This is a genomic window from Blattabacterium cuenoti BPAA, assembly GCF_000348805.1.
GTDB lineage: Bacteria > Bacteroidota > Bacteroidia > Flavobacteriales > Blattabacteriaceae > Blattabacterium > Blattabacterium cuenoti_B.
In genome coordinates this window covers 235,927-258,786 of record NC_020510.1, presented here as the reverse complement: position 1 = coordinate 258,786, position 22,860 = coordinate 235,927, and the positions used below count along the sequence as shown (strand labels likewise).

General features: G+C 26.1%; 23 protein-coding genes and 1 tRNA gene. 10 read left to right on the top strand and 14 right to left on the bottom strand.

Translation table 11 applies throughout. The features are described 5' to 3' along the window. The first annotated feature begins 5 nt into the window (after positions 1-5). Together dapF and BPAA_RS01210 are read left to right on the top strand one after the other, a co-directional pair. Entirely contained in the window at positions 6-800 is a 795-nt protein-coding gene (gene dapF, locus BPAA_RS01215; RefSeq protein ID WP_015429861.1) for a diaminopimelate epimerase, read from the top strand. Positions 801-818: 18 nt separating this feature from the next. Next, a complete protein-coding gene (locus BPAA_RS01210; RefSeq protein ID WP_015429860.1) occupies positions 819-1,904 on the top strand; it encodes a zinc-binding metallopeptidase family protein in 1,086 nt (361 codons plus the stop codon). Here the strand turns inward: BPAA_RS01210 and BPAA_RS01205 are convergent. After that, on the bottom strand, positions 1,901-2,920 hold the full coding sequence (locus BPAA_RS01205) for a redox-regulated ATPase YchF (RefSeq protein ID WP_015429859.1): 1,020 nt from the start codon (positions 2,918-2,920) through the stop codon (positions 1,901-1,903). The genes BPAA_RS01210 and BPAA_RS01205 overlap by 4 nt on opposite strands. A gap of 81 nt (positions 2,921-3,001) precedes the next feature. Here BPAA_RS01205 and tatC point away from each other — a divergent pair, with 81 nt between their 5' ends. After that, positions 3,002-3,805 carry a twin-arginine translocase subunit TatC gene (gene tatC / locus BPAA_RS01200; protein WP_041178666.1) on the top strand — a complete coding sequence of 268 codons (804 nt, stop codon included), beginning with the start codon at positions 3,002-3,004 and terminating at the stop codon, positions 3,803-3,805. A 25-nt stretch (positions 3,806-3,830) separates the two neighbouring features. Here tatC and BPAA_RS01195 read toward each other — a convergent pair whose 3' ends face one another. Together BPAA_RS01195 and smpB are read right to left on the bottom strand one after the other, a co-directional pair. Continuing rightward, entirely contained in the window at positions 3,831-5,048 is a 1,218-nt protein-coding gene (locus BPAA_RS01195) for an OmpA family protein (protein WP_015429857.1), read from the bottom strand. 62 nt (positions 5,049-5,110) lie between these two features. Then, positions 5,111-5,560, bottom strand: a complete 450-nt coding sequence (smpB, locus tag BPAA_RS01190) for an SsrA-binding protein SmpB (RefSeq protein ID WP_015429856.1) — start codon at positions 5,558-5,560, stop codon at positions 5,111-5,113. A 62-nt stretch (positions 5,561-5,622) separates the two neighbouring features. On the opposite strand from smpB, the gene BPAA_RS01185 reads away from it, so the two are divergent. The 4 genes from BPAA_RS01185 to BPAA_RS01170 are packed head-to-tail and all read left to right on the top strand — an operon-like array spanning position 5,623 to position 9,079. Continuing rightward, on the top strand, positions 5,623-6,480 hold the full coding sequence (locus BPAA_RS01185; protein WP_015429855.1) for a transketolase: 858 nt from the start codon (positions 5,623-5,625) through the stop codon (positions 6,478-6,480). Positions 6,481-6,502: 22 nt separating this feature from the next. Next, a complete protein-coding gene (locus BPAA_RS01180; protein WP_041178706.1) occupies positions 6,503-7,489 on the top strand; it encodes a transketolase family protein in 987 nt (328 codons plus the stop codon). A gap of 3 nt (positions 7,490-7,492) precedes the next feature. After that, a complete protein-coding gene (locus BPAA_RS01175; protein ID WP_015429853.1) occupies positions 7,493-7,822 on the top strand; it encodes a nucleotide pyrophosphohydrolase in 330 nt (109 codons plus the stop codon). 6 nt (positions 7,823-7,828) lie between these two features. Then, positions 7,829-9,079, top strand: coding sequence for a 3-phosphoshikimate 1-carboxyvinyltransferase (locus BPAA_RS01170; protein ID WP_015429852.1), 1,251 nt, complete (start codon positions 7,829-7,831; stop codon positions 9,077-9,079). Here the strand turns inward: BPAA_RS01170 and BPAA_RS01165 are convergent. Continuing rightward, entirely contained in the window at positions 9,067-9,519 is a 453-nt protein-coding gene (locus tag BPAA_RS01165) for a C40 family peptidase (RefSeq protein WP_015429851.1), read from the bottom strand. The two genes, BPAA_RS01170 and BPAA_RS01165, sit on opposite strands and share 13 nt — an antisense overlap. 261 nt (positions 9,520-9,780) lie before the next feature. Between BPAA_RS01165 and BPAA_RS01160 the strand changes: the two genes are divergently transcribed. The 3 genes from BPAA_RS01160 (at position 9,781) to murI (ending at position 11,219) form a co-directional block, all read left to right on the top strand. Continuing rightward, a tRNA-Glu gene (locus tag BPAA_RS01160) sits at positions 9,781-9,852 on the top strand. A gap of 12 nt (positions 9,853-9,864) precedes the next feature. After that, positions 9,865-10,104, top strand: a complete 240-nt coding sequence (gene rpsT / locus BPAA_RS01155; RefSeq protein WP_015429850.1) for a 30S ribosomal protein S20 — start codon at positions 9,865-9,867, stop codon at positions 10,102-10,104. Between the two features lie 308 nt (positions 10,105-10,412). Beyond that, the gene (gene murI, locus BPAA_RS01150) at positions 10,413-11,219 is read left to right on the top strand and encodes a glutamate racemase (protein WP_023469927.1); all 807 of its coding nucleotides are present in this window, start codon (positions 10,413-10,415) and stop codon (positions 11,217-11,219) included. On the opposite strand, the gene BPAA_RS01145 is transcribed toward murI, so the two are convergent. The 10 genes from BPAA_RS01145 to BPAA_RS01105 form a co-directional block, all read right to left on the bottom strand. Continuing rightward, positions 11,211-13,490: an NADP-dependent malic enzyme gene (locus tag BPAA_RS01145; protein ID WP_015429848.1), complete on the bottom strand. Its 2,280-nt coding sequence runs from the start codon at positions 13,488-13,490 to the stop codon at positions 11,211-11,213. The two genes, murI and BPAA_RS01145, sit on opposite strands and share 9 nt — an antisense overlap. Positions 13,491-13,619: 129 nt before the next feature. Beyond that, entirely contained in the window at positions 13,620-14,066 is a 447-nt protein-coding gene (locus BPAA_RS01140; RefSeq protein ID WP_015429847.1) for a FixH family protein, read from the bottom strand. Positions 14,067-14,132: 66 nt separating this feature from the next. After that, positions 14,133-15,020, bottom strand: coding sequence for a cbb3-type cytochrome c oxidase N-terminal domain-containing protein (locus BPAA_RS01135; RefSeq protein WP_015429846.1), 888 nt, complete (start codon positions 15,018-15,020; stop codon positions 14,133-14,135). Then, positions 15,010-15,210 (bottom strand): hypothetical protein, encoded by a 201-nt coding sequence (locus tag BPAA_RS01130; protein WP_015429845.1) that lies wholly within the window; start codon positions 15,208-15,210, stop codon positions 15,010-15,012. Before BPAA_RS01130 ends, BPAA_RS01135 begins: the two co-directional genes overlap by 11 nt. A 21-nt stretch (positions 15,211-15,231) precedes the next feature. Beyond that, on the bottom strand, positions 15,232-17,427 hold the full coding sequence (gene ccoN / locus BPAA_RS01125; protein WP_015429844.1) for a cytochrome-c oxidase, cbb3-type subunit I: 2,196 nt from the start codon (positions 17,425-17,427) through the stop codon (positions 15,232-15,234). 8 nt (positions 17,428-17,435) lie between these two features. Further along, positions 17,436-17,585: a cbb3-type cytochrome oxidase assembly protein CcoS gene (gene ccoS, locus BPAA_RS03140; RefSeq protein ID WP_015429843.1), complete on the bottom strand. Its 150-nt coding sequence runs from the start codon at positions 17,583-17,585 to the stop codon at positions 17,436-17,438. A gap of 6 nt (positions 17,586-17,591) precedes the next feature. After that, on the bottom strand, positions 17,592-19,829 hold the full coding sequence (locus tag BPAA_RS01120; protein WP_015429842.1) for a heavy metal translocating P-type ATPase: 2,238 nt from the start codon (positions 19,827-19,829) through the stop codon (positions 17,592-17,594). Between the two features lie 23 nt (positions 19,830-19,852). Then, positions 19,853-20,248, bottom strand: a complete 396-nt coding sequence (gcvH, locus tag BPAA_RS01115; protein WP_015429841.1) for a glycine cleavage system protein GcvH — start codon at positions 20,246-20,248, stop codon at positions 19,853-19,855. Positions 20,249-20,311: 63 nt separating this feature from the next. Further along, positions 20,312-20,974 carry a glycoside hydrolase family 73 protein gene (locus BPAA_RS01110; RefSeq protein ID WP_023469925.1) on the bottom strand — a complete coding sequence of 221 codons (663 nt, stop codon included), beginning with the start codon at positions 20,972-20,974 and terminating at the stop codon, positions 20,312-20,314. A 55-nt stretch (positions 20,975-21,029) separates the two neighbouring features. Then, positions 21,030-22,778 (bottom strand): putative porin, encoded by a 1,749-nt coding sequence (locus tag BPAA_RS01105; protein WP_231840113.1) that lies wholly within the window; start codon positions 22,776-22,778, stop codon positions 21,030-21,032. Positions 22,779-22,860 lie beyond the last annotated feature (82 nt).

The window sequence follows — 22,860 nt, the reverse complement described above, 5'->3', positions numbered from 1 at the left end:
TTGTGATGAAATTGAATTTTTATAAATATCAAGGAACTGGAAATGATTTCATACTCCTAGATTCTAGACAAAAAAAAATAGAAAATCCTTTTTTATTCAAAAAATTGTGTGATAGACATTTTGGAGTTGGAGCCGATGGAATTATTTTGATTCAAAATGATGATGAATATAAAAGTGATTTTTATATGAAATATTGTAATTCTGATGGAAAAGAAAGCACAATGTGTGGAAATGGGGGAAGATGTGCAATTTATTTTGCTAATCAATTAGGAATTCCAAAAAAAAATAAAATTCATTTTCGAGCTATAGATGGATATCATGATGGATTCATAAGGGATAATTTGGTTTCTATAAATCTTATTAATATAGATAAAAATACAATAGAAATTCATAAGAAATACGTTTTTCTAAATACAGGATCTCCACATCATATTTTATTTGTAGAAAATATCAAGGAAAAAAACGTATTCCAAGAAGGAAAAAAAATTAGATTTCAAAGTCCTTATTTGGAAAAAGGAGTCAATGTGAATTTTGTAAAAATACTTAAAAATAATATGCTACAAGTCCGTACTTATGAAAGAGGAGTAGAAAACGAAACTTTATCTTGTGGAACAGGAGTTGTGGCTTCTGTCATCGCCGCATGTGAAACAAATAAAATAAAAAATGATGTGGAAAAAATTTTAGTCCAAACTCTTGGAGGAAAATTATGGGTTTCATTAAAAAAAACAAAAAATGAATATTTTGATATTCATTTAACCGGAAATGTTAAATTTATATTTAAAGGTTCCATCCTTATTTAGAAAAATCGAAAAAAAACAATGAGTAATTATTCATATTCAATTAATAGTGATTCTATTCAATTTCTTGAAAAATATTTGAATAAATTTTCCCCAACAGGAAATGAAAATGAAGGACAAAAAATATGGATGAACCATATTAGTTCTTATATAGAAAAAATCCAAACTGATTTATATGGTACAGCAGTAGGAATTATTAATCCTAATTCTCCATACAAATTGATTCTTGAAGCTCATGTTGATGAAATATCATGGTACGTTAATTATATCACAGAAGAAGGAATAATATATGTATCTCGTAATGGAGGGGCCGATCCCCAAATTTCTCCATCTAAAAGAGTAATCATTCATACGGAAAAAGGATTGGTACATGGAGTATTTGGATGGCCTGCCATTCATACAAGAAAACCTTCATCAGAAAAATATCCTAATGTAGAGAATCTATTTGTAGATATTGGTGTTTCCAGTAAGACTGAAGTAATTAATATGGGGGTTCATGTAGGTTGTATGATTACTTATCCTGATAAGTTTTTTATTATGAATCAAAATTATTTTGTATCTAGAGCATTAGATAACAAAATAGGAGGGTTTATTATAGCAGAAGTAGCAAAAATTATAATTGAAAGTGGGATAAATCTAAAATTTGGATTATATATAGTAAATTCAGTTCAAGAAGAAGTGGGATTAAAAGGTGCAAAAATGATTTCTCAAACTATACAACCCAATGTGTCAATTGTTACCGATGTAACACATGATACTTATAGTCCTATGATTGATAAAAAAATACAAGGGGATATTAAATGTGGATTAGGCCCTGTCATTGGATATGCTCCTTCAATCCATAAAAGTATTAGAGAGTTGATGATTCATACTGCTAATAGGAAAAAAATACATTTTCAACGTTTGGTCTCATCTAGCACAGGAACAGATGCAGATGCTTTCGCTTATTCCAATAAGGGAGTATTGTCTGCTTTAATTTCCATTCCTCTTAAATATATGCATACCACAGTAGAAATGGTTCATAAAAAAGATGTAGAACTAACTGTATTACTCATTTTTGAAACCTTACAAGAAATTAATAATAATATAAATCAGTTCTTTTATTAATGGAATCGAAAGTGAATAATATCTCCATCTTGAATGAGATAATTTTTTCCTGCTAAAAATATTTTTCCTGCTTTTTTCACATTTTCTTCAGATCTATATTTGATAAAATCATTATAATGAATAACTTTTGCCCGAATAAATCCTTTTTTAAAATCTGTATGAATCACTGAAGATGCTTCATAAGCTGTACATGGATTAGGAATAGACCAAGATCGAATTTCTTTTTTTCCTATTGTAAAAAAACTTTGTAGATTTAGTAACTTATAGGTTTTTTTCAACACTTGATCAAGTTCTATACAATTTTTTTTTAATGATAAAATTACTAAAGTAGAATTTTCCATTTCTACCATTTTTTTCATATTTTCTATATGTAAATTAGTTTTTTGATCTAATTCATCATCTATATCTAGATTACAGATATAAAGAACAGGTTTAACAGTGAGTAATTGTAAATCTTTTATAGATTCTTTTTCAGATTCTTGAAATGGATACATTCTAATATTTTTTCCTTCTTTTAAGAAAGAAGAAATTTTTTTCAGTATATGTGTAGATTTGTTGATTTGATTTTTTTTAGTAGTTTTTTCTAATTTTTTTTCTATCGTTTCTAGATCTTTAAACTGTAATTCCATATCAATAATTTCTTTATCTCTAATAGGATTGACAGATCCTTCCACATGAAGGATACTTTTATCACGAAAGAAACGAATCATGTGTATCATGACATTTGTCTCACGAACATGAGATAAAAATTTATTTCCTAGCCCTTCTCCTTTATGCGATCCTTTAATTAATCCAGCTATATCTACTATTTTTATTTCAGATGGAGTTATTTTTGTAGTAGTAGAATTAATGATTTTTTTTAGTTCGTATAATCTTTCATCTGGGACTTTTGTGATTCCATAATTAGGTTCTATGGTACAAAAAGGAAAATTTCCTGATAAAGCTTTTGAGTTGGAAATCAGATTAAAAAATGTTGATTTTCCTGTATTTGGAAGTCCTATAATTCCACATTTCATTTATATGAAATTTAACATAAAAATTACAATTTTTATTGAAAAAAAATGTATTATTTTTTTTATATATAATAAAATTTCATTTTGATGAATGAAAATAAAATGCCGTTTTGGAAACATATAGAGGAATTAAGAAAACATATAATTCATTGTCTTTGTGCAATAATCATTGCAATGATTATTTTAATGAACAATAAAAATATTATATTTGATTACATTATTTTTGGTCCAGCAAAAACAGATTTCATTACTTACCGTGTATTTTATAAACTAGCGAATTCCTTTCTAGGTGTACATTTAAACTCCATTTCTTTTTTATATAAAAATTTAGAAATACAAAATAGACAAATATTTGGTCAGTTCAATATTTATGTATGGACTTGCTTCATAGGAGGAGTCATTTTATCATTTCCTTATGTTGTTTATGAATTTTGGAAATTCATAAAACCGGCTCTTTCGGATGAAGAAAAGAAATATTCTCTATGGATACTGATCATGGTTACTTTTCTGTTTTTGTTAGGAATTTTTTTCGGTTATTTTATATTATGTCCATTTTTAATTCATTTTGGATATTCTTTTAGAATAAGTTATATTCCGAAAAATATATTTGATTTATCAGATTATATTTCTTTAATCGTCCATTCCGTGTTTTCTATGGGGATTATTTTTTTATTTCCATTTCTTATATTTTTTCTAACTAAAATGGAATTAATATCTTATTCATTTTTAAAAAAATACAGAAAACATGCTTTTCTGATTCTATTAGTTATAGCTTCTGCTATAACACCTGGAGATATTTTAAGTACAATCATCGTATTAATTCCTCTTCTAATACTTTATCAAGTCAGTGTATATATTTCTTTTCAGACAAATAAAAAAGCCTCTTGAAAATCAAGAGACTTTTTTTATGATTTTATGACTTTCGGATTATGATTTCAACACGTCTTCCTTTTTTCTTTTCGATTCCTAATCCTCTAACTTCTATTCTAGAAGCATCTACCCCTTTAGATACTAAAGCTTCAAATACGGAATGAGCTCTTTTTACAGATAAAGTTTGATTCAAATATAAATTTCCATTCGAATCTGTATATCCATTGATGTAAAATTTAGAATTAGGAAGAGTATTAATCATGATCTCAGAAATTTTATTAATTCTTGTTAAAGAATGAGGAGATAATGAAGATTTACCAGAACTGAATAAAATAGGACTAAAAACGATATTAGGACATCCTTGATTTTCTTTTTTTCCAAATTTGTTTGGGCATTTATCTTCATGATCCGGGATATTATCTAAATCTGTATCCGGACAACCCTGAAATTTTTTTAATCCAAATTGATTTGGACAGAAATCTTCTTGATCTAAAACACCATCATGATCTGAGTCTTCTTGATTATTACAACAAATTTTTTTTTCTTCTTCTTCTTTTTCTTTAATAACGGGAACAACGGAAGAAGAATAATTATCTTGATTTGTTTCTCCAACAGTTTTATTATGATCATGTTTATGATCTTGATGAATTTGGAGATTTCCAAAACGGAAAATCAATCCTACATTATGTTTCCAAAAATTCAAATAATCATCTGATTGTTTTGCAAATACTTGATTATAAGTGCTTTGAATATTAAATCCAAAGTTAGAAACCAGCCATAAATTTAACCCTAATCCACTATCTAATAGAAGAAAATTTTTTTTATTTGTTTTAAAATATTTTGTTTCGGAAATTCTCAACTCTCTATTGAGATAATTATTGAACTTATGATAACCTACTCCAAATCTTAAATAAGGATCAAACTTCTTATGAGGTAAAATATATAAATTCACTCCAGGACTTAACTTCATAAAAAAGTTATTTTCTATTTTCCATCTCGGATTATCTACCATTCCTAATGAAGCATCTAGATACAAACCTATATGTTTCTTTATATTATGTTCTAATTCTATGCTAGAAATAATGGGAATGAAACTATTATTTTTTTTTAGAAAAAAACCTTTAAAAGGAGACGTTATAGGATAATAATTTATGTCATGTGCTCCTACTCGGATAAACCATTTTTCTTTCGAATCTTCTTGGGAAAAAACAGACGAAAAAAAAGTAAATAAAGCAATAATAAAAAAATTGACGTTTTTCATAAAACTATAATTTCTTTTTCTTTAAATCTAAACAAATATAAAGATTTGATTTCAAAAATAAATTAAATACGATTTTTTAATTTAAAAGATTGCTGGATTTCCCTACAAAAATCTCTTTTACGCAAAGATTCACGTTTATCATATGTTTTTTTTCCTTTAGCTAAAACGATTTTCATTTTTATATATCCTTTATCATTAAAAAATAATTCTATGGGAATTAAAGTTAAACCTGGATTTTTTAATTTTTTATTGATTTTTATTAATTCTTGTTTTTTCAATAATAATTTTCTTTCTCTTCTACTTGAATGATTCCAGTTTGTTCCAAATTTATATTCAGCTATATACATGTTTATAGAATACAACTCTCCATGTCTCATTTGACAGAAACTTTCCATTATATTGGCCTTATTTTGTCTTATTGATTTTACTTCTGTACCAAATAATTGTATTCCAGATACGTAATGTTCCAGAAAATGATATTTAAATCTTGCTTTTCTATTGAGAATACTCATAATGAAATTAATTGTTACTTTTGTGAAATAGTCAAAAAAATATACAAACAAAAATTGAAAAAATGAATGTACGTTATTTAAAAGATTTGTGTATTCAAGTGAGGAGAGATGTTTTACGTATGGTAAATGACGCAAAATCTGGACATCCTGGTGGATCTTTAGGGTGTACAGAGTATTTTGTTTCTTTATATCAAAAGATTATGCATTATAATTCAAATAAATTTTCTATAGATGGAAAAGGAGAAGACCTTTTTTTCTTATCCAATGGACATATATCTCCTGTTTATTATAGCATATTAGCTCGTTCTGGTTTTTTTTCGATTAAAGAATTATCTACTTTTAGAAAGTTAAATTCTCGTTTGCAAGGACATCCATCTGTACATGGAGGACTCCCTGGAATACGAATTTCTTCTGGTTCTTTAGGGCAAGGAATGTCTATATCTATTGGTGCTGCTTTATCAAAAAAACTCAATAAAGAATTGAGTAGTATAATTTATAGTTTGCATGGAGATGGAGAATTAAATGAAGGACAAATTTGGGAAGCAGTTTTATATGCAGGTTCTAGAAAAATAGATAATTATATAGCCACTGTAGATTATAATGGTCAACAAATAGATGGAACGACAGATGAAGTATTACCTTTAGGGGATTTAAAAAAAAAATTTGAATCCTTTGATTGGAAAGTTCTAGAAGAATTAGAAGGGAACAATATTGAAAAAGTAATTAACATTTTAAAAAAAGGAAAAAATGAAACTGGAAGAGGAAAACCTATTTTAATCATATTATATACCCAAATGGGATATGGTGTAGATTTTATGGTGGGAGATAATGCATGGCATGGAAAAGCCCCCAATAAAGAAGAATTGAGGAAAGCTTTATATCAACTTCCTGAAACTTCTTTAGGAGACTATCCATTATAAAAATATATTTTGTATGAATTTTATGAGACAATATGAAAATCAAGGACTAAAAGAAACAAGAGCCGGTTTTGGAAAAGCTTTAACTTTTTTGGGGAGAACAAATCATAAAGTGGTCGCATTATGTGCAGATCTTACGACTTCTTTATTTATGGATCAGTTTTCCAAAGAATTTCCTGAAAGATTTTTTCAAATAGGAATAGCAGAAGCTAATATGATAGGAATTGCAGCTGGACTTAGTATTGGGGAATATATTCCATTTGCTGGAACATTTGCTAATTTTGCTACGTCTCGTGTTTATGATCAAATACGACAATCCATCGCTTATTCTTACAAAAATGTAAAAATATGTGCTTCTCATTCTGGATTAACTCTAGGAGAAGATGGAGCTACACATCAAAGTTTAGAAGATATAGGGATGATGAAAATGCTACCTGGTATGACCGTGATTAATACTTGTGATTATAATCAGACTTATGCCGCAACGATATCCATATCAAATTATTTTGGTCCAGTATATTTACGTTTCGGTCGTCCTGCTGTAGCTAATTTTACAGATGAAGATCAAATATTTGAAATCGGAAAAGCGGTAGTATTAACAGAGGGAAAAGATATTACTATTGTTAGTACAGGACATTTAGTTTGGGAATCTTTAGAAGCATCTAAGATTTTATACGAAAAAAAAGGGATAGAATGTGAAGTTATTAATGTTCATACAATTAAACCATTAGATGAAAATACAATTTTGAAATCGATTAATAAAACAAAATGTATTGTTACTGCAGAAGAACACAATTATTGGGGTGGATTAGGAGAAAGTATTGCCAGAGTATTGACCACTGTTCATAATAAAAAAAATAAAAAATGGTCTGTTATTCAAAGTTTAGTAGCTGTTAACGATACTTTTGGAGAAAGTGGAAAGCCTATGGAACTTTTAAAAAAATATGATATTGATCGTGAATCTATTATAAATCATGTGGAATTTGTTTTAAAAAATAAAAACAAACAATAAGTTTTGGAAATTAAAAGTTTACAAAAATTAGTTCATAATTGGATCTTAAATCATGGAATTCGTTATTTTGATATATTAACGAACACAATTCTTTTATCTGAAGAAGTGGGTGAAGTTTCTAGAATTATTGCTAGAAATTATGGAGAACAATCAAAAAAACAAAACTGCCAAAAAAATGAAGATCTTGGAGAAGAATTATCAGATGTCTTATTTATTATAATTTGTTTAGCAAATCAGACTGGAATAAATTTGGAAAAATCATTTCATAGAAAATTAGAAAAAAAGAAAATTAGAGATCATACCAGACATCATAAAAATCAAAAATTGAAATAAAAAAATATGTCTTCTTATATTAAGATTTACAAAAATAGGAGGGGCTTATATGGTTCTATATCTATAACGGGATCTAAAAGTATATCTAATCGTCTTTTAATTTTAAAAGCTATTTATAAAGATGACATTCATATTGAAAATCTTTCTAACTGTGAAGATACAAAAATATTAAAAAAAAGTTTAATTAGTTCTTCTAATATATTAGATATTCATCATGCGGGAACTGCTATGCGTTTTTTAACTTCTTATTTCTCCATACAAGAAGGAAAAACAGTAATATTAACAGGATCAGATAGAATGAAAGAGAGGCCTATTTTTGTACTCGTAGAAGCTTTAAAAAAGCTAGGATCCGAAATTCATTATTTGGAAAAAGAAGGCTTTCCTCCAATACAAATTTTTGGAAAAAAAATTTTAGGAGGAGAAATAGATATGAATGCAAAAATTAGTAGTCAGTATATAAGTTCTTTGATGTTAATAGCTAGTCAATTTCAAATGGGATTAAAAATTTATTTAAAAGGAAATATTACATCTATTCCCTACATAAAAATGACTTTTAATTTACTGACTCTAGCCGGAATAAAAGCGGATTGGAAAGAAAAAATGATCCATATTTATCCAGTAAAAAATCAGGGAAAAAAATGTTTTTCTGTAGAATCCGATTGGAGTTCTGCTTCTTACTATTATTCTATGTCTGCTATTGCAAAAAAAAGCCATATTATTTTACGTTCATATAGCAATAAGAGTTTGCAAGGAGATAAAAAAGTTTGTGATATATATAATCAATATTTTGGGATTTCTACTGTTTTTGATCAAAATGTAATAACATTAAAGAAAAAATTGAATTTTTTATTACCAAGATTTATCGAATTAGATTTGAATAATACACCAGATCTTGCTCAAACTATTGTTGTTACTTGTGCGGCAATTGGCATAAAATGCAGTTTAAAAGGATTAGAAACATTGAAAATTAAAGAAACAGATAGATTAAAAGCATTGAAAGAAGAGCTTTTAAAATTTGGAGTGATAACAAAAATTACGAAATCTTGTTTAAAAATAACAGATTTTTATAGAAAAAAAATTGATTCTTTTATCAGAATTCGAACTTATCAGGATCACAGAATGGCAATGTCTTTTTCCACATTTGGATTATGCTCTGATTTTATCAAGATAGAAAACCCAAATGTTGTAGAAAAATCATATCCTAATTTTTGGAAAGACTTAGAATCTTTAGGTTTTTTAATTGATTATGAAGAATAAAGAATTCTTCTTGCCATAATGAATTTATGATTCCAGTATTCTTGATATAATTGAGAAATTATTACTCCATTGGATGTGGATGCATGAATAAAAGATATATTTTTATTGCTCGTATGGATCACCATTCCTACATGATTGATTTTTTTAGATATTCCTGTTGAAAAAAATAATAAGTCTCCTTTTTTTATTTCCTTTCTTGGAACAAAGGAACCTTTTTTGGCTTGATTGTAAGAAATACGTGGTAAGAATATATGATAAGAGGCAAAAACATTTTTGATTAAAGCGGAACAATCTATTCCCGTTTTTGTATTATTTCCTCCATATCTATATGGAGTATACATGTAATTTTTAGCTTTTTCTATAATGCATTCTATCTCTTCTTTAAAAAACAGTTTGTGATTCAAAAATTGAAAATAATTTTTTGAATTATTTCTATACATGTTTTGCTTTTTTTTCCTGAAAGAAATTCTTTCAGATTTTTTAGATTTTTTATTGTATTCCACATTTCCATATAATGAAATAGAAATAAGATGATAATAAAAAATTATAAGTAGAAGAATTTTAGAATTTATAATAAACTTTTTTTATTGTTTAAAACAAAAACCGATCAAGAAAAGAGATTACCAAATATAAACAAAATACTTGTATTAAAGATAAAAAAAATTTAATTTGTATCATTAATTATTATTTGATCAATCAAAGGCCCATTCGTCTATTGGTTAGGACGTCAGGTTTTCATCCTGGAAAGAGGGGTTCAATTCCCCTATGGGCTATAATTATTTTTTATGGCAAATCATTTATCTTCTTTAAAAAGAATTAGACAGAATCATACTAGACGCTTACGTAATAAATATGCATATAAAAGTACTAAGACGGCTATTAAAAAATTGTTAATAGATAAAAACAAAAAACAATATTCTATTGTCATTTCCATGATAGATAAATTAGCCAAGAAAAATATTATACATGTGAATAAAGCTGCTAGATTGAAAAAAAAATTGAGTAAAAAAATTTTAATTAGTTAATAAATAATGAGTTTTTATAATAAAATATCATCATTTTTTTTTGTATGATTGTTTTCATCAGGAAAATGATATTTATCAGGATTCATTATCCTTGTTCAAAATTTTTTAGATTGTTAATCTTTTCAAACAAAAAAAAATTCGTTTCAAGCTGATTGAACATCCAATCACGATGATTCTGTTTTTTTATATTTCTTCTTTTTTATAAAAAAATTATATCAAAATCAATATAAAAGAAAATTACTCATCCGGTTTTATTTTTTTTCTGTATTAGATTTTATAATTCGTTTTCCATTAAATTTAATGTGAATATGAAAATCACTCCATTATCTCCAATAGGAATATTTGATTCTGGAATTGGCGGACTTTTGATAGCTAAAGAAATGAAAATTCAAATGCCTAATGAAGATTTTATTTATTTTGGAGACACAAAAAATATGCCTTATGGAGAAAAATCTAAAGAATTTATTAGAAAAAATTCTATGAAAATCGCTTCTTTTCTTTATGAAAAAAAATGTAAAGCTTTAGTTATCGCATGCAATTCCATTGCATCTAATGCTTTAGATCTGATTCAAAAACAATTTCATAAAAAAATATTAATATTTAATGTTATAGATCCCGTTGTAAAAAATACAATTTTTCTTTCCTATAAAAAAATAGGGATCATTGCTACGCCTGCTACTATACATTCAAATTTTTATACAAAAAAAATCAAAAGGTACTATCATCATTTAGATGTCGTTCAAATGTCTACTCCTTTATTAGCCCCTATTATAGAAAATGGTTGGGAAATGACAAAAATAAATCCTATTATAAAAAATTATTTAAATCACTTAAAATCAATAGATGCAATATTATTGGCTTGTACTCATTATTTATTTTTGAAACAAGAAATAGAAAATTTTTATCATGGAAAAGTTCATTTAATTGATATCCAAAAAATAGTAGTACAAGAAATAAAAAAAAAATTAAGTGAAAAAAAATTATTATGTTTTCATCCTATCTATAATAGATTTCCTATTTTTTATACGTCCAGCTCTATTCCCATTTTTTTTGAAAAAAAAGTAAGAATTCTTTTTGGAAAAAATGTGTTTTTAAAACACATTTTTTTAATTTGATCTCATTTGTGCATCTATTACAGCCAAAGTAGCTAGATTAACTATTTCTTCTATGCTAGATTGCATTTGCATAATATGTGCAGGCTTCCGCATTCCTAACATGACAGGACCAATAGTTTGAACATCTCCTAATCCTCTAATAAATTTATAAGTCAAATTTCCTGATTCTAAATTTGGAAAAATAAAAATATTTGCTCTTTTTTTAACAAGTTTAGAAAAAGGGAATTTTCTAGATAATAAAAATTCATTCAAGGCAAAATCAGGTTGAACTTCTCCATCTACTATCAAATCTGGATATTTTTTATGTAAAAAGGCAACTGTTTGAGAAACTTTAGAAGATATTTTAGAATTAGATGAAAAATTTTGAAAAGATAACATAGCTATACGTGGTTCTATATCAAAACCTTTAACCACATTAGAAGCCATGAGAGCTATTCTAGCTAATTCTTCAGATGTTGGATCTGGAATCACAGCTGTATCTGCTAAAAATAGAGGGCCACGTTTTGTTAATAAAATCATCATTCCTGCAGTTTTGTGTACGAAATCAGCTTTTCCTATCACTTCTAACAGAGGATGTAAACTTAATGAAAAACTTCTAGAATACCCTGTAAGAACAGCATCTGCCTTTTCTTGATCGACCATCATAGCTCCAAAATGATCATTCGTACGCATACGAATTTTTGAATCATATAAAGTTAATCCTTTTCTATTTCTTCTTTTCCAAAGGATTTTGGCAAATTTTTCTACTTTTTTTATATTTTCTTCTTTTTCTGGATCTATAATTTTTAATTCAACATCTAAATTATTTTCATGAATTAAACGTTTGATACGATTTTCATTTCCTAAAACTATGGGAATAGAAACAATCCCTTCTTCGTGAAGAATTTGAACAGATTTAAGAATATCATATTCTTCTCCATTACAAAAAACAACTTTTTTAGGATTTGTCCGGGCTCGATTTTGAATCATTCGAAGTATTTTACTTTCATAACCCATTCTGTCAAGCAATTTTTCTTGATAAATTTTCCAATCTGAAATAGGATTTCTTGCGACTCCAGAATCCATAGCGGCTTTTGCAACAGCAGGAGCAACACGAGTTATTAACCGATTATCAAAAGGTTTTGGAATGATATATTCTTTTCCAAAAGAAATATTTTTTTTATTATAAACAATATTGACCTGTTCTGGAACTGGTTCTTTTGCTAAAGAAGCTATCGCATGTACTGCCGCAAGTTTCATTTCATCATTAATTACATTAGCATGAACATCTAATGCTCCTCTGAATATATAAGGAAATCCTAAAACGTTATTCACCTGATTGGGATAATCACTTCTCCCTGTAGCCATAATAACATCTGGACGGACTTTAATAGCTAAGTTATAATCTATTTCTGGATCAGGATTAGCCATAGCAAATACAATGGGGTCTTTAGCCATACTTTTTAACATATGAGGTGTTAAGATCCCTCCTATAGATAACCCTATGAAAACGTCTGTATTGTGAATAGCCTGTTCTAATTTTTTAATGGAAGAAGTATTTACGGAAAATTCTTTTTTTTCTTTATTTAAATCTTTTCTGGAAACATGTAATAACCCTTTACTATCAAACATTAAAATATTTTCAGGTTTCACTCCAAGTTGTTTATATGTTCTTGCACAAGAAATAGCTGCCGCACCGGCTCCATTGACTACCATTTTAATTTCATGAATTTTTTTACCTACATAAGTAATAGCATTCAGTAATGCTGCTCCTGAAATAATAGCTGTTCCATGTTGATCATCATGCATGACAGGAATATTAAGTTCTTTTTTCAGTCTTCTTTCTATTTCAAAAGCTTCTGGAGCTTTGATGTCTTCTAAATTAATTCCTCCAAAAGTAGGAGCAATAGCTTTTACTGTTTCTATAAATTTTTCTGGATCAGATTCATCTATTTCTATATCAAAAACATCAATTCCGGAAAATATTTTAAATAAAAGAGCTTTTCCTTCCATAACTGGTTTAGAGGCTAATGCTCCAATATTCCCCAGCCCTAATACAGCAGACCCATTAGTAATCACTGCTACAAGATTTCCTTTAGATGTGTATTTATATACTTCTATAGAAGAACGAGCAATTTCCTTGCAAGGTTCAGCAACTCCTGGAGAATAAGCAAGAGATAAATCTCTTTGACTGCTATATTTTTTTGTAGGGGTTATTTGTATTTTTCCAGAAGGAAACTGGCTATGGTAATTTAAAGATTCTTCACGAAGATTACTTATCTTTTTTCTCATTATGTTTTTAAAATATTAAAATGTTAAAACAGATAAAAATATCTTTTTCAAAAAAGAATTTTTTATCTGTTTCCCATCTAATTATTAGTTTATAATATCCTTTTTTCAAAAATCTTTTAGGAATCAATGTTAATTCCAAAAAATATCTTTTTCAAAAAAGAATTTTTTATCCGTTTCCCATCTAATTATCAGTTTATAATATCCTTTTTTCAAAAATCTTTTAGGAATCAATAATATTTTTTTGGAATCTTTCAAAAGATTGAAAGATTGCGTAAAATCTAAATCTTTAGAAGAAGATCTAAATAAAGTAAAAAAACCATGAATATCATTCTTAACAGGAGGAAATATTATTTTAATTCCAGAATATAAAATGGAAACCTTGATTTTTATAGGAAGTTTTGACACATTTTTTTTTTCATTTATAATTTCTTGATATTTTATTTCTTCTTCATAATATTTATCTGATACAAGTTGACTTCCTACATGTGGAAAAAAGAAAGCAATGTAAGTGATAAAGATTATAAAAAAAACTAAAGATAACACGATTCCAGTATCCCAATTGAATTTTATTTTCATAATTCAAACTTTTAGTTTTTTATCAAAAAAAAAGAAAATTTACTGATGTTAAAATCAAAACTTGACTTATATCTTATTCCATTCTTTTATTTTTATTCCTTGAGGAACTTTTCCTGTTAAAGGTTTTTTATATTTTTTATTTATAAAATAAACATAACTGGATATTTTTTCAATATCATTTCCTTTAATTTCTCCTAATTGACCAAAAGCACGCATAGTCGGATTATTCTCGCTACCATTCCATATAACATAAAATATGTTTTTAAATAAATCTTTTTCTTTTACATTGATCCAATAATCATCTGTTAAATTAGGACCTATATTTCCACTTCCATCCGATTGATGACAAGTTGCACAATTTTCCTCGAAAAGAATTTTACCATTATTGATTAATTTTTCCTGAAAACATGCATTTTCTATAGTTACTTGTGGGGTGTTTTTTTCAAAAATTTCAATTTCTTTTAATTGATTTTTATAAGCTATATCATATTCCTTATAAGGGTTAGAAAAATCTATTAATAGATAAGAAAAAAAATAAATTGCGGAAAAAACAATTGTTAGATAAAAAAGATGAACCCACCACATAGGTAATTTGTTATCTAATTCTATAATTCCGTCAAATCCATGATCTATTTTTTTTACTCCATCAGGAGTTATTTTTTTAGAATCGTAAAATATAAATCTGTAAAGTCTATAAAAATAATTTCCTTCATTTTCTTCAAAAATCTTTTTTCTTTTTTCTTTTGAAAGAGATTGCAATTTTATTCTAAAAATCAAATGATTAATAGATTCCAAAATATACAATAATACCGTAATTATAATAAAACAAAATATAGTAATAGGATGTACTAAATAAGATATATGATTATAGCTTATAAAAAACACATAAAACATGAATATGATAACAGATAAAAGAGAAGGAATTAGAATAAAAGAAGGAATTTTAGATCTCATAATCTTTCCTTTTTTTTTCTTTTTCTAATTCTAAAGGAATTAAACTGATTTGATGATAATATTTTTTAGATTTTGAAAACACAAAAAATATTAAAAAAACAAATGACAATAAAAACAAAATTAACATAACAGATTGAAAGATCCCTATATTTTTTTCTCCTGTAAAATATTGCTTAAAAAAACTTATCATGAACTTTTTGTTTATTTCCGTCTAGGATTTTATATCTTTACCTAATCGTTGTAAATAAGCAATAAGAGCTATAATTTCTCTTTTTTCCAATGGAATAAATTTTTCTTTTTCTCTTTTTTTTTGTTGATCTATTTTCGTTCTCAAACTTGGATGTTCTTGATAAATTTCATACACAATTTGACTCGCTTGATGATTCATATCTTGATTGACATTTTTTATGTATTCTAAAGTATATGGAACTCCTAATTTTACCATGGCTTGCATTTTTTTTTCCGTATTGGATCTATCCAATTCATTATAAATTAACCAAGGATATCTTGGCATGATAGATCCAGGAGAAGTAGAACGAGGGTTATACATGTGATTAAAATGCCAAGAATTAGGATTTTTTCCTCCTTCTCTAGCTAAATCAGGTCCTGTTCGTTTAGACCCCCATAGAAATGGATGATCGTATACAAATTCTCCAGCTTTAGAATATTCTCCATAACGAACGACTTCATCTCTAAATGGACGAACTTGTGCACTGTGACAAGCATTACATCCTTCTCTCACAAACAAATCTCTTCCTTCTAATTCTAAAGCTTTATAAGGTTTAACATTATGAATTGTAGGAACATTCGATTTAATCACTAAAGTAGGTATAATTTCTATAAAACCTCCAATAGCTACTGCTATAAAAGAAAGAATAGTCAATTGTATTGGTTTCTTTTCTAACCATCCGTGAAATGTTTCTCCTGGATCTTCTTTTACAGAACTTCCATAAAAAGGATCGCATTGAAATTCTTCATTAGATAATAAAGAACCTTGTCTTATTGTTTTAAAAATATTATAAATCATTAAAACAAAACCTAAAAAATAAATCATTCCACCTACAAATCTCATTTTATAAAATGGAATAATAGCTAAAACAGAATCTAAGAAATTTTTATAAGCTAAAGTTCCATCAGGATTAAATTTTTTCCACATGATAGATTGTAAAATAGATCCAAAATACATGGGAAAAATGTATAAAATAAGACCAGAAACCCCTAGCCAAAAATGAATATTAGCCAATAAAATAGAATACAATTTTGTATTCCACATTTTTTGTGTTAACCAATATATAATTCCAAAAGCCATAAAGCCATTCCATCCCAAAGTTCCTAAATGAACATGAGCAATCACCCAATCTGTAAAATGTCCTATGGAATTCAGAGTTTTAGTAGCTAACATTGGCCCCTCAAAAGTTGCCATTCCATAACATGTAATTCCAACTACAAAAAACTTCAAAATAGGATTTTTTTTCACTTGATTCCAAGCTCCTCTTAAAGTAAGTAATCCATTCAACATACCTCCCCAAGAAGGAGCGATTAACATAATTGAAAAAATAGTCCCCAACATTTGAGCCCAATTAGGAAGAGATGTATACATTAAATGATGAGGGCCTGCCCAAATATATATAAATATTAATGACCAAAAATGTATAATAGAAAGTTTATAAGAAAAAATTGGTTGATTGGACGCTTTTGGAACAAAATAATACATCAACCCCAGTATAGGAGTAGTTAAAATAAATGCCACAGCATTGTGCCCATACCACCATTGCATTAAAGCATCTTGTACTCCAGCATATATAGAATAACTTTTAAAAGATAAAAGAGATATAGGTAATTCAAGATTGTTAAAAACATGTAACATTCCCACCGCTACCCATGTTCCTAACAAAAACCAAATGCTAACATATAAATGTTTAATTTTTCTTTTCAGAATACTTCCAATCATATTGATTCCATAAATGATCCAAATAAAAAATACTCCTATATCTATAGGCCATTCATGTTCAGCGTATTCTTTACTTGTATTAATTCCTAATAAAAAAGTAATCCAAGTAGAAATAATAAATATTTGCCATCCCCAAAAATGAATCCAACTCAGGATATCACTGTAAATTCTCGTTTTTAATAAACGTTGTAAAGCATAATAATAACCGGTAAAAATTACATTTCCTACAAAAGCAAAAACAGCAGTACTTGTATGTAACATTCTCCATCTACCAAAACCCATAATACCTTTAGAATCTTTCAGATTTTTACCAAAAATAAGTTCAGGAATTTCAGGATAAAATAATAATAGGGCGACAAATAATCCAGCTAAAAATCCAATTGTTGCCCAAAACATCGTAGCATATAAAAAAGCTTTTACAATACTGTTATTATAATAATATGTTTTTAATTTCATCAGAAAATTTAATTTTTTTCAAAATCATCAATGAAAATTCTAATGCTATGAGATTCATAATCATCAAATTGTCCAGAATAAAGACCAATTAAAAAAAATATGAGAAAGAATGCTCCTAAAGAAATACTAGATAATATCATAATAATTATTATATCCATAATAAACTAAAATATTAATTTTCGTGAAACGATCCAAGTCGATGTAATCGAAAAGAAAATAACAGAAAAAGAACTTAAAGGCATTAAAATAGCGGCTATAAAAGGATTTAAATTCCCGGTGACTGCAAAAAAAATTCCTATACTATTATAAAGTAAACTAATCATCAAATTGATGAATACTAATTTTGTAGATACTTTGGATATTTTCAAAAATAAAAAAATATGATTCATACAATTGGATTGCATAAAAGCATCACAACTTGGAAAAAAGCTCGTTGGATTTTCGGATACAGAAATTCCTACTTCACTTTGATTTAAAGCAGCACAATCATTAATTCCATCTCCAAACATTATAATTTTTTCTCCTTTCTCTTGTAATTTTTTCACATAATTTAGTTTATCTTCTGGACTTTGACTAAAAAAAATCTGACTTGATTTTGGTAAAATAGATTTTAAATATTTCTTTTCTAAATCATTATGATCTCCAGAAAGAATAACTATTTTATATTTTTTTAAATCTTGAAACATTTTTTCTATTCCCTCACGATAATAATTTCTAAATAGAAAATAACCTACAAATTTATGATTTATCGAAATAAAAACTGTAGTTTGATTAATTTCATTTTCATTAATGATTTTATTTGTAATCCCTAAATATTTTGAAGATCCGATTTTAACCGGTACATCTTTTATGATTCCTTCTAATCCTTTCCCTATAATTTCTCTAAAATTTTTTATAAAATAAAAATCTTTTATAGATAATTCTGATAATATTTTTTGACTTAAAGGATGACTTGAATTTTTTAATAAAGAAGCTATCATTTTTTTTTCTTCCCCTTTCATATTTCCTACAAAATATATCTTTTCTTTATTGGGATCAGTTATCGTTCCAGTTTTATCAAAAATTAAAGTTTTAGATGACGAAATTCTTTCCATTGTGAAAATATCTTTTACATAAAACCCATTTTTAGAAAAAACACGGATCATATTTCCAAAAATTAATGGACTAGAAAGAACCAAAGCACAAGGACAAGTAATAATCAAAACGGAAAAAACTGTATGAAAAATTTTTGAAACATCATGACTAAAAGACCAGTATATTCCAGTTAAAATCGTAATTATCAAAATAATAGGAGTAAAATATTGACTGAATTTAGTAGAGATTGAATTTAAATCAAATAACTTTTTATGACGAATATGATTCGATTTATTCTTATTCCATAATAAACTCAAATAACTATGATCTATATTTTTGATCACTTTTATCAAAATTGCTTCTCCTTTCTGTTTAGAACCAGCATAAATTCGTTCTCCCATTTTTTTACTGATCAAATCAGATTCTCCTGTAATGAAACTATTATCTAATATAGCATTCCCTTTCATTAATATAGAATCAGCAGGAACAATTTCTTCATTTCTGATTAAAATCAAATCTCCTTTTTTCAAAGAAGAAAGCAAAATTTTTTCTTCTTTTTTATGACTATGTATTTTTGTTATTAAAGCGGGATAAAAAGATTTATAATTTTTATCAAAAGATAGAATTTTATTATGAGTATGTATTTGAAATATTTTACTTATAAGTAGAAATAAGGAAAAACTAGAAAGGCTATCAAAGTAACCAGAACCTAAATCAAAAAACACCTCATAACAACTCCATAAAAAAAGAACTAATATTCCAATAGAAATTGGAACATTCATATTCAAAACATGTTTTTTTAATCCCAATACAGCATATTTGATATGATCAGTAAAAGAAAACACAACGACAGGTAAAGATAAAATAACCATGAGATAGCGAAAAAAATTACGATGGGTCATAAACCATATATCTTCTTTAAGAGCTCCGACATATTCTGGAATAGCTAAAAGCATAATATTTCCAAAACAAAAAAAAGAAATAGCTAGTTTTCCTATTAATTCTCTATCCAATGATTTTTTGTTTTCTATAGATTCAAAATTAATAGAGGGTTTATATCCCATATTATCAAGTAATTGAGCTATATCACTCAATTTAAATTCAATATTATTATATGTAATCCAAATTTTTTTACTTGAAAAATCAACAGTAGAATTCAAAATATTTTGATATAGTTTCGGTAAACTTTCCAAAATAAAAACACAAGAACCACAGTGAATAGAAGGAATGAAAAAACGAACTGTAGTAATGTTTTTATGATTAAAATCAATGATTTTTTCTGAAATTTTTTCATCATCAAGAAAATCAAAAATGTTCTGTTTTTTCATATTTTATTTCCTGATTTAGTTAATTAATTGGATCCCTGTATGTAGTTTTGATATTCTTTCGAAGACATTAATTGATCATATTCTTTGAATTCTAGAATTTTTATTTGAATAATCCATCCTTCGTTATAAGAACTTTTATTAATGAGTTCTGGTTTTGAGAATAATTTATTATTAATTTTAAGAATACAACCCGAAACAGGCATAAACAAATCTGAAACAGTTTTTACCGCTTCTATTGTTCCAAATGAATTCTCTACTTTTATTGTTTTTCCTATTATAGAATTTTCTACATCTAAATAAACAATATCTCCTAACTCATTTTGAGCGAAATGAGTTATGCCTACATAAGCTTGATTTTTTTCATTTGGTATACCTATCCATTCATGATTTTTACTATACCTTAAATTATTAGGGTTCATAATAATATATATTCAATAAATTTTAATTCTATTCTCAACAAAAATGATTGTTTTTCACACAATTCAATTTTTTTTGGATTGAAAAAAAAATTCTATAAAAAAACGTAATTTTTTACTAAATCTTCTGAAAAAAGAATCTTTATTTTTTTTTATTATATAATTTTTTAAATATTGATTGATTCTTTTTTCTATCTTGCAAGAAGTACTTTGATCAAATTTCCATAAATCATATTTTTTTATTTGATCAATTAACAAATTTTCATAATTTAAGGATGTAGCATAACCTGCTTTCTTAAGTTCCGAAGCCCAAGCTTGATAATCATCTTTTTTCAGAAGAAACAATTTAGAATAACGTGGTTGTTGTAAAAATTTGGAATGATCATGAAAAGATTCTTTCACAGAATTATATTTTCGAAAACATTCTTTTGGAAGATCGTCATCATGGTAATAAACATCTCCCATCCAATTTTTTCCACATTTAATTCCAAAATGGTTATTCGTTGCTTTGGATAAAGAACTTTTTCCAATAGAAGATTCTAAAATTCCTTGACCCAACTTAATACTAGCTGGAATCCCAAATTTTTCCATTTCTTCAATAGCAAAAACAGCATATTTTTTAACATATTCAATTACATTTTCTATTTCTTTCTTTTTTTCTTGTGAATTTTGTGAAAAAGAAAACAATGACATCAAAAAGAATAATACAAAATAAAAAAACTTTTCCATTTTTATTAACTTTTGACAAATAAAATTACATTTTTTTACAAAAAAATTTTTTTCATCAAGTAAAAAGATTCCACAATAAACCAGTTTTAATAACTAATTTATTATCATGAGGATTATAAATATCATAAAATCCTATATTTTGGATTTTGAAATAAAACATAGTTCTATAGATTTTAAAATTGAAAAAATAATCCACAAAAGGAATTCCTCCAATTTGATTGGGAGAAATACACTCCTTTTCAAAAAAAAAGGACTTAGAATCAAAAGGATAATTTTCTTCTTGATAAAAAAATTTGCTGAAATAATGAAAAGAAAAACCTGTTTGTATAAATAAAGCTTTATGAAAGTAACTGTTTTGATAAAGAATTGTACTTCTCGATAAAAAATTGGGAATAGAAAAAATTAATGAATCAGAATTATATTTTTGATATAATAAAATATTATTTAATTGAAATTTCCATATATCATGTGTTGTTTTCATATTAAATCCATATAAAAAAAACTTTTCCATTTTTTTTTCTTGATGTTTAAAAAAATGATTTAATCTAGAAACATAAAAGGAAATATAATATTTTTCTTCGTCAAAATTTAAAGAAAAATTTATTGTTTTTTTTCGTTCATAATTATAATAATTATTATAACAATCTTTATTTTCTTTTAAAACATAAATAGGAATAAAATTATTGTAAATTCCATTATCATTTTCATCAATACTCAATTGAGTGAGCATTTCAAATTTTGGAAATAAAAATGCATGTAACATAACATTAGTCTGAAAATATGACTCTTTAAAATTATTATTTTTTACAATCCATTTTCCGTTTGAATAAAATTCGAAAATATTATTAATAGGATAATGAATTTTAGTTTGTATTGACAAACCATTGATATCTTTATTTTTACTATAGTTTTTATTATTAAATAATTGATAATGGATTCTATCAAAAATAGATCCGATTTCTATATGGGTTTTTTTTTGATTGAATATTAAAAATAAACCATTTCTTAAGTAAAAATGATTTATTTTTTTTTGAAAATTTTGAAATGAATGATTTTTGAAATATTTTTCGTATTCCATATAAGTTTTCAAAAAGAATGATCTGTTTTTTTCTTTGAAATCAAAAATTTTTTGAATAAAACTTATATAAAATCGACTATGAATTAATTTCTTATGAGATAAAAAATCGTTTTTATAATTTCTAATATTCCATTTTGGAATTTCTTCTTTTTCTTCTGTATCAAATGTTTGAAAAAGATAATGTCCCCAAGATTTATAATTATAATCACTATGATTATCTTGAAAATTGAAAGTAGTTAGGATTAAATCTTTATTTTCTTTTAAGTCAGGTTCATTGTGTAAATGAAAATTTCTATAATCTATAGAATAATTAATTTTATCATTAAAACTTTGAGAAAAAAAAACACCTAATGTTTTTTCTTTTTTCAAAAAGTCATTTATATAAAGAATTTCCGAAGTAGGAGTTTTAACATCAAAATATTGAATTTTTTCACGGTAGAAAAAAGGATCCTTAAAAAAAAACATTTTTTTAGGCATTTTTTCGTTAAAATTTTCTATAATGAGTTTTTCATTATTAGGAATAAAAAAATCTTTTCCATTATTATGGAATAATCCGATTTCATCAGATTTCAAAAAATTATGAGAATGATATTTTTTTATGGAAAAAGATTTTTCTAAAAAACATTTTTTTAGGTCTTTTTCTTCCGTCCAAAATTTATAATCTTGATAAGTAGGATGATAAAACTCCATATTTTCTGTTTTTTTTTCATCAATATGGATTTTCATCATTTTTTCTTCCATGTTATTATAAGATATAAAAAGAAAAACAAAAAAAATGAATATTTTCATGTAGATTGAATTATAAATT